Genomic DNA, 12,007 nt, shown 5'->3' on the forward strand with positions numbered 1-12,007 from the left:
GTCGCCAGCGTTAGCGATCTATCGGTCAATGCATGTTCCAAAACCTCACAGGCTCGACATCGCAAATCTCGCTGACCGCGCTGCGGGCCTTCGAGGCCATGGCGCGTACCGGCAGTGCCACCGCCGCCGCTGCCGAACTGCATGTGACCCACAGCGCCATCAGCCGACAGGTGAAGTCACTAGAACAGCAGTTGGAGCTTCGCCTGTTCGATGGTCCCAGACATGCGCTGCTATTGACCGAAAAAGGGGCGGCACTCGCCGCCGAACTACACCCTGCGTTTGATCGCATATCGGCAGCCGTCACCCATGCCCGTGGACAAAGCGACGAATTGTCGGTGGCGGTCCATGCCAGCCTGTCGGTCAAGTGGCTGATCCCGCGACTGGCCCGCTTTCACGAACAGTATCCGCATATCCACATCCATCTGATCGAACTGTCGCCTCATGCCGAAACGCACAGAGGGGCCGATGCTGTCATTCGCCTGATGGGACCTTCGGCTCTGAATGCAGCGGGCGTAGAGCATATTGCTCCCAATGCCATCGGTCCTTTTATCTCGGCCCGACGCGCCGGAACGGATGCCCGTATGGCTTTGGCACAGGCACCACGCCTGATCTCGCGCACCCAGATCTCAAGCTGGTCCGACTGGACACAGCTTAGTGGCGTTCAACTGCCTGTACCGCCGAGCGCACCGCGCAGTCTGGCCCATCTGCATTTTGTACTGGATGCGGTACTGGCCGACTGGGGCGCGGCCGTCCTGCCATGGATATTGTGTGCCGATGCCATAGCTCAGGGAAAGATTATTGCCCCTTACGGCTTTGCGCCGGATGAAGGCGGTATCGGTATCAGCCTAAGCGGGCCAGAGCCTTCACGCGCCCAACGCAGCTTTTTGCACTGGCTGCGCCAAGAGGCCCTGCCATCCGATTGCCATCCACATACCCCAGAATACCTGTAAAGCGGGGCTTTCTTCCGCCTGCCAGACGTGATTTGCTGATGTCAGGTTCGGGTTGTTCCGGTCCGGAGAAGATATGTTGAGTTTCCCCCTGGCATTGGCGACAATGGTTGCAACCATCCAGACCGCCACCACGCCTGCGACACCGCTTGTTGTGTCATACGGGGATGCGGTGGTGTGCGCCGGTGTCACGCAGGCCGGTTCCGAACTCGAAGGCAATGAATCCCCACGCGGACGCCGCCTGTTCGATGCTGCCCTTTACTGGTCGCTGACCACCATCCAGCTAGGGCAGGCTTCAGGCCGCCCTCCGATCCAGACCGAACGGGATATGACCAATGCCCGAATTCGCTCTGTACGCGATCTAAGCCAACGGGATTCGCGTATTACGGAACGTCTGGAATCCTGCATGAAATCAGCGCCTTCCCTTAACTAGAAAATAACGCCGCTATTTCACCGCGAACCTAAATCTTGGCGCTGCGTTTGCTTGGGCAGAGACGGGATCGTTCCATGATCCCAATCCGGGACAGCGGACCTATGTTCGAGTTTGGAAGAGATTTGAGGCGCCTGTTCGAAAAGGCCCGCGACAGCCATGATCTTGGCTGGCTGGAGCTTGTCGGCCTGAATCTGGTCGAGTCCGAAGCGCGCAGCCAGTCCACAGATGCGGGTCGCATCTCCTGTCCTCGTCCCTATGAAGGGTGGATGCGCGCGGCGGCCCTGTGGCGCGAACATGCGCGCCGTTCAGGCAGTCCCGAAAGTTTGCAACGCGCCGAACAGGCGGGCCGCGATGCCGCCCGCTCGGCCTTGAACGATGACCAGACCATCCGTGCGGCCGTGGATGTCGGCCATACCTCTATGCTGGCCTTTGATCTCTATGGAGCGCCACACCGTCTATCGGGCCTGCTGGACAGTCTGGGCCACCTGCCCGATGCCCGCCGGACCGAAACCCGCGCCGAGATCGAAGCCCTGAAGGTGCGCCTGAGTGCCCGTCAGGCGCGTCTGGAACGTGATGCCGAACGCATGGCCGATACCGCCAATCGCCTGACCGAGGTGATGCAGCTTCTCAAGCCGGACGACACGACCATTGGCCAAGACCTGCAACTGGATCGCGCAGCCTTGTCGCTCGAAGCCGGACTATTGACCCGCAATGCCGCCTTGCTCGACCGTGCAGGCAGCGAGCTACGTCTTCTGGTGGAACACGCCACACCCGACGAGCGTCCTGTCAGCCGTGCCCGTGCTCTGGCCCTGTGCGGCACCGGCATGGCCGCGCTGGCCGCTATTGCCGGTGACAATGATGCCCACCAACAGGCCAACAGCCTGTTTGAGGCCGCGGCCGACCAGTTCACCCCTGACCACAGTCCACTGGACTGGGCCACTATCCATCTGCTCAAGGCCGAACGCGGTCAGGCCGATATGCATCTGCTGGATCAGGCCCAGAAACTGACCGACCAGCCGGGACTGATATTGGGGGCCCTGATCCGCGAACGCGCCATGGCCCACGCTCTGGACGAGGCCCAGACCTCTAGCGACATGCTGGCCTTGACCAAGATGGAAATGATCCTGCGCCGCCGCCTGTCACGCCCGATGGACGAGGCCACAGCGATCGACTGGGCCAGCGACCAGATATCAATGGCCAGACTGTCCTTGGTGCTGGCCGGACACCTGTCCTATCCCACCCAGGATCTGGGTATGGCCCTGTATGAAGCCGCCGACGCCGCCATGCTGGCCGGTGCGCCGTCTCTGGCCGCCCGCGCCCGCACCCTGATGATGTCGTTCAAAACGGTCTGATCGGCAGTTATTCGGCACCCTCACCTTGACCGCGCCACATTGGGTGCCTAGCTGACACTCAAGTCTTACTAGGTGCCTGAAGTGACCGAACAAACTGCTGACCCCGTCAACGCCTTCCTCGATTCCGCCGTCAAGGATCACGATGTCGTCCTGTTTATGAAGGGCACACCGGATTCTCCGCGCTGTGGTTTTTCGGGTCTGGCTGTCCAGATTCTGGACCACATCGGCGTGGCCTTTGTCGGCGTCGATGTGCTGCAATCCGAAGCCTTGCGCGAAGGCATCAAAAACTATTCCGATTGGCCAACCATCCCGCAGCTCTACGTCAAGGGCGAGTTCGTGGGCGGTTCGGACATCATGCGTGAAATGTTCAATGCCGGTGAACTGCAAGCCCTGATGGCCGAAAAAGGCATCGGCCCGGCCGAGGACTAAACCCTTGGCCCGTCCCGTTTTCGAACCGCGCCCTGATCGCGAGGTCTTCGTAGTGCCTCTGGACATCCGTCCAGAGCACATCGACGAGAACGAGCACGTCAATAATGTTGTCTATGTGGGCTGGTTGCAGGATGTCGGCACAGCCCACTGGAATGCCCGTTTTGATGACGCAACCCGCGCCAAATGGTCATGGGTCGCCCTGCGTCACGAAATCGATTATTTGCGCCCGATCCAGCCGGATGCCACCGGTATCATCGCGCGCACTTGGGTCGGCGATCCACAAGGGCCGCGTTTTGCCCGCTATGTGCGGATCGAGGATGCCGAGGGTCGTGTCTGCGCCCAGGGCATCTCCGAATGGTGTCTGGTCGATTCCAAAACCCTGCGTCCCCACCGCATACCGGCGGATATGATCGCTCCGTTTTCGCGCTAAGCCCTAAAGAACGATCTGGTTCTTCACGACGATACGTTCGCCTGCACTCAGGCCCAGAACATCATAGGTCCAGCTCAGCGACAGCTCGCGCCCCTCGCCCTGACATTGCGCCTCGACTCTCTGGCGAATGGTCAAGCTGTGGCTATGTGTCTGGTCCACCAGTGCCACATCAAAATCGCTGCTGGAGGCGCAGGTCGTCCAAATTTTGGCCTGAACCTGACGGCCATCGGCCGTAAAGCTACGCAGCGGAGCATAGTCCGACGCCGCCTTGGCCTGCTCGATCGTCATGATGCGTGTGGTTTCGGACTCATCGTTTGCCAGAATAACGCAACCCGACAGGGCCAGTGATGCCACCCCCAGTACGGTAACTGCCAGAGCGCGCATATCAGTTATCATCGCCCGAAGAAGCCGGCGCGCTGGAATGGATGACGCGGGTGGTCGGCTTGTCGGTGGCAATGATGATGCAACCCGACAGCAGGGGTGCCGTGATGGCCAGAGTAACAAACCCGATAACAAGACGGCGCATGCAGCTTCTCCGATGAGGCAGTAAAACAATAAAGGTGCAGCTTTATCGTCGTATCACCTTCACGGATCACGTGAATTTTTGGTCAGACTAAATGCGGTGCCACGCATCGCACGACGGTGTTTCGCCTATTGGCCCGTTTCGGAATCGTCGTCGCGGTTCGGAAAGGGATTGCTAACGCTGACCAGCGTTCCGGCAGGCACACCCAGTTCCTCGAAGGTCCACTGAAGTTCTAGACTGTCTTCGCGCGGGTTTTGGCAAACATCATTGCCCACGCGGCGCACGGTCATCACCGTAACCCCGCCCTCGCGGGCCAGATAGGGATGCAGATCCGCCTTGGTAGTGCAGCCATTGCTGGCCACCCGCACGACAGCCACATCGCCCGCCACAGCAGCCGCATAGACCGGCTCCAATACGCCCGGCTGTTCGGACGTCAGCATGGGCGGTACCGATGTATTGGATACACAGGCCGACACCAGCAACAGCGCACCGGATGCCAACACCCCCGTCAGGCGGGTATCAAGATTACGCATTTTGTCCCTCCCGACTTCCACATCGTTGCCCGGATAAACCATGACCCGTTTCGCAGCTCATGGGAACACTGTTCTTTAAAATAAAAGAGGCCCCGTCGAGACGAGGCCTCTTTCGATGCGATGTATGCTCGAATGAACGAACAGACCGATCTTACGACGAGTAGTATTCGACGATCAGGTTCGGTTCCATCTTCACCGGATACGGCACGTCAGCCAGTTCCGGAACGCGAACATAGCGGATCGAGAAACCGCGCTCGCCTTGTTCCAGATAGTCCGGGATATCGCGTTCGCCCGACTGCAGTGCTTCCAGCACCAGAGCCATGTTGCGCGACTTTTCCTTGATCTCGACGACGTCGCCGACCTTCACGCGGTAAGAAGCGATATCGACCTTCTTGCCGTTGACGGTGACGTGGCCGTGCGAGACGAACTGACGGGCAGCCCAAACGGTCGGAACGAATTTGGCGCGGTAGACGATAGCGTCCAGACGCGATTCCAGCAGACCGATAAGGTTTTCCGAAGTGTTGCCCTTGCGGCGGTTAGCTTCGGCATAGGTCGCTGCGAATTGCTTCTCAGTGATGTTGCCGTAGTAGCCTTTGAGCTTTTGTTTGGCCTTCAGTTGCAGACCGAAGTCCGAAACCTTCGACTTACGACGCTGGCCGTGCTGGCCCGGGCCGTACGAACGCTTGTTGACCGGCGATTTGGCGCGGCCCCACAGGTTTTCGCCCATGGCGCGGTCGAGTTTGTACTTGGCGCTATGACGCTTGGACATAGTCTACTCTCTTAATATGACGCGGCCCGGTCCTTCCCCTATTGGAAAGACTATCTCAACGGCGGTTCACGCATCGTCCGTGTATAAACCCACCTCGGGCGTAAACCCGAGATGTGAAGGGCGCGCTTATCGCCTCGATGCCCCGCAGAGTCAATCTTTACGGTCGTTCGCGACGTTTTCACCCAGCAACCGCAGGGCATATTGCCGGACATCTGCGGGCCAGGCCTGCATGTGCCGATCCAGTGCCGCCCCATCCGATGCAAACAGCGCTCGCACCGCTTCTTCGTAATCGGGCAGGTCTCCGGCCAGCGCGGTCACGAAACGATAGGTTCGCTCCTGCGCCGCCTTGGCCTGCGTACGTCCGCCGTCCGCCTTGCGGGCCTCGTCCACCAGTCGGCGAAGTGTTTGTGACGCTCCGCCCTTCTGGCTGGCCAACCATTCCCAGTGCCTTGGCAGCAAGGTGATCTCGCGCGGGACGACCCCCAATTTGGGCCGCCCGCGTCCTTTGGGGGCTTCTTGTGATGGGGCCTCTTGCGGCTGGGTCGCCTCTGCATAACGCTGCGCCACGTCCTCGCGCGTGCCACGCAGATCCAGATCGATCACGCGACCGGTCTCATCGCTAAAGACCAGTACGGGGCAATCTGTGGCCGGCTGCGCGTGAACATGCAGGGCAACCTGTGCCAACGGCCCTGCGGCGATCAGCTTCGATCCGGCAAATGCCGCGACATGGGAGGGTGTGTTTTCCTGTGACATGAGATTTATATACGGGTATAAATAAAATCCGTAAATCATCCGGATAAAAATAAAATGCCGGACAATAAAAAAGGACCGGATAACCGGCCCCTTTTCGGCCTAACCGGCCTTGGCAATCTCTACGCTTTCCTGTGACAGGGGCAGTGCCCTGCGGCTTGGTCGTCCCAACAGGTAGCCCTGAACCTCGTCACATCCCTGTTCCCGCAGGAAGTTGAGCTGGTCCACGGTTTCCACGCCTTCGGCCAGAACCGGAATGCTTAGACTTTCGCCCAGAGACAGCACGGCACGGATAATGGCCCGTGACTGGGTGTTGTCTTCCAGCTCGCCCATAAACGCCCGATCCAGCTTGATCTTGTCAAACGGGAAGGCCCGCAAGGTCGATAGCGACGAATAGCCGGTACCGAAATCATCCATGGCAATCGACACGCCCAAAGCTTTCAACTGACGCAGGATAAAGGTCGATCGGGCCATGTCGGTAATCATGGCCGTTTCGGTGATTTCCAGCTCCAGTCGCGCGGGCGGAAAGCCTGTATCGATCAGCACCTGATGGACCAGACGCGGCAGGTCCGTATGGCCCAGCTGCACCGGCGAGAGGTTCACAGCCAGACGCAGTGGCTTGTCCCAATGCTTGGCCTCTTCACAGGCGCGGCGAAGCACCCATTCCCCGATCGGCAGGATCAGGCCGGTATCCTCTGCCACCGGAATAAACTCGGCCGGAGAGATAAAGCTACCGTCCTTTTGGCGCCAACGCAGCAGAGCTTCGTAGCCGGTGATTTCACGGGTATCGACCGCCACCTGTGGCTGATAATACAGCTCGAACTCTTGGTTCTCGAGTGCATCACGCAATCCTTGGGTCACGCGACGGCGCTGACGCACCGCCTCGTCCATGGTCTTTTCATAAAAGCAAATCTCTTCGGCCAGAGCGGCCTTGGCGCGATACATGGCCAGATCCGCATTATTGATCAGGATTGAGGTTTCAGACGCATCTTGCGGCCACAAGGCGACACCAATCGAAGCACCGCAACCCATTTCAGTGTGCTCGCCCTGCATGGGCGTGATGATGGCTTCGCGCAGACGCTGGGCCGCCGCGCGTGCTTCTTCGCGCTGGCCGGACAGATTATTCAGCGGAACAATGGCAACAAACTCGTCACCGCCCTGGCGCGCGACAAACTCGCCTTCGCGGATCACAGCCTTCATCTCGCCAGCAATATGGACCAGCAACTGGTCACCCACGCTGTGACCATACAAGTCATTGACCTCCTTGAAGCGGTCAAGGTCGATCGCCAAAAGCGCAAAACCCGGCGCGTGTTTGTGCAGATGCGCCATTCGCTCCAGCTTTTCGAGGAAGGATGCGCGGTTCGGCAAGCTGGTCAGGCTGTCATTGCGGGCCAGAAACGCGATGCGGCGCTCCTGTTCCAGACGACGGCGAAGATCGCGCACCGAGAACAGGCGCAGGCTTTCACCGGAATCACCATGATCAGCCCGTACCGCAACCTCGACCGGAATGACCTCTCCCGCTTCGGTTTTCAGTTGGCTCTGGACGACGGTCTGGTCGGACATTGACTGGGCATCTTCGATCCAGCTGCCAATCGACGAGAGATGAAGAGTTCCATCAGCAGCCCCGACAAGTTCGGCAAAGGCCTTGTTGAACATCATGATGCCGTTGCGGCCTTCCACCACCATGCCGTCTACGCTGCCCTCCAGCAGCGCCTTGAGGCGGCGGCGTTCGCGCGCCTGTGCCTGTTCATGCAGAACATAGGATGCCAGAGCCGACCCCAGCAGCAGCAGGGCCACACCGGCCACGCCAAAGGCCAAAAACCCATCGTTCACACCCGAATAGTCCGGCACACCACCGATCGGGGACACAACCAGCGCCGCCATGCCGGTAAAGTGCAGGCTGACAATGGCCAGAACCATCACTGCACTGGACAGCGCCATGCGGTAGCGCGGACTGGCATAGGCGGCCAGCGTATAGGCCCCCATCCCCAAGACGGCAGCGAGCAGCATTGAAGCGACGACATAGGGCATGTCGAAGTGCAGAACCGCATGCGTGCGTAGGCCCAGCATGCCCGTATAGTGCATGGTAGAGACGGCCACACCGAAGATAGCTCCGCCCAGCACCGGTGCGGTCTGGAACCTGAAGGCCCCGACAAACATCGACAAGGCGCACCCCCCGATGGCCACGATCAGCGACAATGCGGTCAGTACGGGCTCATAGGTGCTGATGACCTCGGGCCGCCATGCCAGCATGGCAATGAAGTGCGTGCACCAGATTGAGGCTCCACCGGCGGCAGCCGCCATGAATTGCCAGGTTATCCTGTTCAGGCCGCGACTGCTGCGCATCTTCTTGAACAGGTTCATGGTGATGATCGAACCGATCACGCACACAACGGCTGCCAGTCCTACCAGCAACAGGTTATGGTCTTCCACCAGACACGACACTACGCGCATTCTACGCCCCGAATTACAATCGGGTGCATCCGTAGAAGAGGGTTCTAACCGAGCCGCAAAGAGTTAAGGTTAACGAGATATTACAATATAAAAAGGGCCGGGAATTCCCGGCCCTTTTCGTAAAACATTGCAAAATGCAATGAGTAACAATGTTCTATATTGTTACTTGGCGGCTGCGTACAGCTCGTTGACCTTGTTCCAGTTTACGATGGTCCAGAAGGCCTTCAGGAACTCGGCGCGACGGTTCTGGTATTGCAGGTAATAGGCATGCTCCCAGACGTCGGCGACCAGCAGCGGAGCGCCCTTGTCTTCGGCGATGTCCATCAGCGGGTTGTCCTGGTTCGGCGTCGAGACGATCTTCAGCTTGCCGTCCTGTACGATCAGCCAAGCCCAGCCCGAACCGAAACGGCCCAGACCTGCATTGTTGAAGGCTTCCTTGAAGGCTTCCATGCCGCCGAGGTCGGCGTCGATGGCCGCAGCCAGTTCAGCCGAAGGCTCGCCGCCCTGACCGACCGGAGCCATGCCGTTCCAGAAGAAGGTGTGGTTCCACACGCCACCCGAATTGTTGCGCACGGCAGCCGGCAGGGTCGACATCTTGGCGAACAGTTCTTCATAGGACTGACCGGCAACGCCTGCGGCTTCCACGGCCTTGTTCAGGTTGTCGACATAGGTCTGGTGGTGCTTGTCGTAGTGGTACGACATCGTGTTGGCGTCAATGACCGGTTCCAGACCGTCATGGGCATACGGCAGCGGCGGAAGGGTGAAAGCCATGGGAAAGCTCCTTGCAGCGTGGGTTCTGATTCCTGACCTCTATCTAAGGCCGCAAATCCTGAACCCAAGCCTGTTTCTTGAATTAGCGCTTATTTCGTCGATTTTTCCGCACAAGGGAACGTCCGCACTGAGAACTGCGTTCCTACCTATTACGCCCATCAGGCTTCAGCGTGCAGTTCCTGCTTCACGCGCTCAGCCAGGGATTTAATATCCAGAGGCTTGGGCAGGAAGCTGACCCCGATCTCGTCCTGTAGCAGGTCCGAGAAATCGCTCTCGGCATATCCCGAGATAAACAGTACCGGCACATCGCCTATATATTGGCGCGCTTTGCGCAGCAGCGACGGCCCGTCCAGCCCCGGCATAATGACATCGGAAATCAGCATGTCGATCTGGCCCGCCCATTCCTCGGCCAGCACCAGTGCCTCTTCGCCATCGGCTGCCTCGATCACCTCATAGCCGCGCTGGCGCAGTAGACGCGCTGCGATACCGCGCACCGCTGCCTCGTCCTCGACAAACAGGATACGGCCTGCGCCCGAAAGATCGCGCGGTGCCTTGGCAACCTTCTCGACCACCGGAACCTCGACCAGTTCCTCGGCAGACGCAGCGGGCAGGAAGATACGGAAGGCCGCACCCGCGCCTTCGATATTGGCAACATTGATATGGCCACCCGCCTGCTGGACGATGCCGTAAACCGTGGCCAGCCCCATGCCGGTGCCTTCATTGACCGCCTTGGTCGTAAAGAAGGGCTCGAAAATCTTGTCCAGCAGTTCGACCGGCACACCGGGGCCGGTATCGGCCACCTCGATCAGGGCCACGTTTTCGGGGGCATCGCGCCAGCCCATCTCGCGAGCGAGGCTCTGCGTCAGTTGACGGGTGCGGATCGTCACCACCCCGGCCCCCGGCTCGACCACCCCACGCATGGCATCACGCGCATTGACGGCAAGGTTCATCACCGCCGTCTCCAATTGGCTCTTGTCAGCCAGCACCAAGGGCAGATCACGCCCGTAATCGGTTTCCAGCCGCACATCCTCGCGCAGCAGACGACGCAGCAGGACAGTAAACTCGCCCACCAGTTCGCCAAGGTCCAGACGCTCGCGGCGGACGGTAGACTTGCGCGAGAAGGCCAGAAGCTTGCGCACCAGATCGGCCGCGCGAATGGCCGTCTGGCGGATTTCGTTCAGACCTTCATAGGACGGATCGCCGACCGGATGACGCTCCAGAAGGCCGCTGAGCTGTAGCTGGATCGCGGTCAGAAGGTTGTTGAAATCGTGCGCCACACCGCCCGCGAGCTGGCCGACGGCCTGCATCTTCTGGGCTTGCGACAGTTGCAGCTCCATCGACTTCTGGCCCGTCACATCGAACAGCCAGACGCGGCGGGCCTCGCCCTCGGGCGCGACATAAAGGTGCAGGCTACGATCGGGGTGGGCGCGTGCCACCAGTTCAATCGGACCGGATGAACCCGCTTCCAGCTTGTTGCGCGCCTCGGCCAGACCACCCGAATCAAACAAATGACCAAAGGCGGCATCGCCCGACGCCGCGGGGCCGGTCAGCAGCGACAGGGCTGCATTGGCATCGGTCACTCGACCGGCAAACAGATCATCGCCTGCAATCACGCCCGAACCAAACGGTGCCCCTGCAGCCATGGCCCTCGCCTCTCCCATTGCCGTGGCCACCGGAGATGTCTGGCGCGGCTCGGGCGAGATCGGCAGGACGGCATCCGGTGCCGCCCGCACCAGAAAACGTCCCTGTCCGGCCAGACCGATCAAAACTTCTTTTTCGCGCGCACCGATCTGGACAATGGCGCGACCCTGATCGCCTTCGCGGGCCTGAGCAAAGGCCATATACAGCGCCCTGCCCGACTTGCCGCGCGGCAGATGGATCAGGTCGCCGTTTTCTTCGGCCCATGCGGCATTATAGGCCAGCACCTGACCGGATTCCCAAACCAGAGCCGCCGGTTCGGCCATGGCATCCAGCATGTCCACCGCGGTATCGCCCAGAGGACGGCGCGCCTCGCCCCGCCCGAACACCAGCAGCCCCATTGTCGCAATGACCCCCGCCGTCAGCACCAGTATCAGGCTGGGCGCACCCCACGCATTGATACGGAAAGCCGGAAAGGCAATGGCCGCCACAACCAGGGCAAACCCCACCGCCATCAATAACAACAGCGGGTCCAGACGCGACGTGCGAACGCCCTTGTTACGGAGCCGGTCCTGAGGTGTGGAAACAGTCATCTCGCGTCGCCTTCAGCGAATCATTCGAGGTCAGTCTAAAGAACGAAACTTAACTCTATCCTGTCCCGTTGCAGGACACAGCCAATCTGCGCTCGCCATCACTGGCAGCTGAAAAGCATGAACCAGTTTCCCATCAAACCATAGGATTCATTCGCCACAGGAGCGCCTGTATTCTCTTTGGCGCAGTGCTTTACAGCCGCCGATTTCATGCGCGCTTCTGCACGGGACGGATCATTGGAGAAATGCTTGGTTGTGGCCAGATATTGCACCTGACCAAGCGCTTCACTCTCAACAGGCGCAGGCGAGATCGATACCGAGGCGCAGCCGGTCAAAAACAGACCGCTCACCAGAACGCCTGTCAACTTGGTCACACGCATAAATGCAT

At 59.8% G+C, this 12,007-nt stretch carries 14 protein-coding genes; 5 read left to right on the top strand and 9 right to left on the bottom strand.

What is annotated here, in order from left to right; genetic code table 11:
• The first annotated feature begins 32 nt into the window (after positions 1-32).
• The 5 genes from WEU32_RS12305 to WEU32_RS12325 all read left to right on the top strand — a co-directional run bounded on the left by WEU32_RS12305 (position 33) and on the right by WEU32_RS12325 (position 3,591).
• The gene (locus WEU32_RS12305; RefSeq protein ID WP_406852093.1) at positions 33-950 is read left to right on the top strand and encodes a LysR family transcriptional regulator; all 918 of its coding nucleotides are present in this window, start codon (positions 33-35) and stop codon (positions 948-950) included.
• Positions 951-1,023: 73 nt separating this feature from the next.
• Positions 1,024-1,380, top strand: a complete 357-nt coding sequence (locus WEU32_RS12310; protein WP_312135625.1) for a hypothetical protein — start codon at positions 1,024-1,026, stop codon at positions 1,378-1,380.
• Positions 1,381-1,502: 122 nt separating this feature from the next.
• On the top strand, positions 1,503-2,732 hold the full coding sequence (locus tag WEU32_RS12315) for a hypothetical protein (protein ID WP_406852094.1): 1,230 nt from the start codon (positions 1,503-1,505) through the stop codon (positions 2,730-2,732).
• Positions 2,733-2,813: 81 nt separating this feature from the next.
• Positions 2,814-3,161 (top strand): Grx4 family monothiol glutaredoxin, encoded by a 348-nt coding sequence (gene grxD, locus WEU32_RS12320; RefSeq protein ID WP_167179052.1) that lies wholly within the window; start codon positions 2,814-2,816, stop codon positions 3,159-3,161.
• A gap of 4 nt (positions 3,162-3,165) precedes the next feature.
• A complete protein-coding gene (locus tag WEU32_RS12325) occupies positions 3,166-3,591 on the top strand; it encodes an acyl-CoA thioesterase (RefSeq protein ID WP_406852095.1) in 426 nt (141 codons plus the stop codon).
• 3 nt (positions 3,592-3,594) lie between these two features.
• On the opposite strand, the gene WEU32_RS12330 is transcribed toward WEU32_RS12325, so the two are convergent.
• The 9 genes from WEU32_RS12330 to WEU32_RS12370 all read right to left on the bottom strand — a co-directional run bounded on the left by WEU32_RS12330 (position 3,595) and on the right by WEU32_RS12370 (position 11,999).
• Entirely contained in the window at positions 3,595-3,975 is a 381-nt protein-coding gene (locus tag WEU32_RS12330; RefSeq protein WP_406852096.1) for a hypothetical protein, read from the bottom strand.
• A gap of 1 nt (position 3,976) precedes the next feature.
• Entirely contained in the window at positions 3,977-4,117 is a 141-nt protein-coding gene (locus WEU32_RS12335; protein ID WP_312135618.1) for a hypothetical protein, read from the bottom strand.
• A 125-nt stretch (positions 4,118-4,242) separates the two neighbouring features.
• Positions 4,243-4,647, bottom strand: coding sequence for a hypothetical protein (locus WEU32_RS12340; protein WP_312135617.1), 405 nt, complete (start codon positions 4,645-4,647; stop codon positions 4,243-4,245).
• Between the two features lie 151 nt (positions 4,648-4,798).
• Positions 4,799-5,416, bottom strand: a complete 618-nt coding sequence (rpsD, locus tag WEU32_RS12345) for a 30S ribosomal protein S4 (protein ID WP_312135616.1) — start codon at positions 5,414-5,416, stop codon at positions 4,799-4,801.
• Positions 5,417-5,566: 150 nt separating this feature from the next.
• Entirely contained in the window at positions 5,567-6,169 is a 603-nt protein-coding gene (locus WEU32_RS12350) for a DUF2239 family protein (RefSeq protein ID WP_406852097.1), read from the bottom strand.
• A gap of 99 nt (positions 6,170-6,268) precedes the next feature.
• The gene (locus WEU32_RS12355; RefSeq protein ID WP_406852098.1) at positions 6,269-8,620 is read right to left on the bottom strand and encodes an EAL domain-containing protein; all 2,352 of its coding nucleotides are present in this window, start codon (positions 8,618-8,620) and stop codon (positions 6,269-6,271) included.
• A gap of 162 nt (positions 8,621-8,782) precedes the next feature.
• Entirely contained in the window at positions 8,783-9,391 is a 609-nt protein-coding gene (locus tag WEU32_RS12360; protein ID WP_312135613.1) for a superoxide dismutase, read from the bottom strand.
• 158 nt (positions 9,392-9,549) lie between these two features.
• Positions 9,550-11,622 (bottom strand): cell cycle histidine kinase CckA, encoded by a 2,073-nt coding sequence (cckA, locus tag WEU32_RS12365; RefSeq protein ID WP_406852099.1) that lies wholly within the window; start codon positions 11,620-11,622, stop codon positions 9,550-9,552.
• Positions 11,623-11,720: 98 nt separating this feature from the next.
• Entirely contained in the window at positions 11,721-11,999 is a 279-nt protein-coding gene (locus tag WEU32_RS12370; protein WP_312135611.1) for a hypothetical protein, read from the bottom strand.
• Between the last annotated feature and the right edge of the window lie 8 nt (positions 12,000-12,007).

Origin of the sequence: Brevundimonas sp. BH3, assembly GCF_045345115.1 — a bacterium.
Classification (GTDB): Bacteria; Pseudomonadota; Alphaproteobacteria; order Caulobacterales; family Caulobacteraceae; genus Brevundimonas.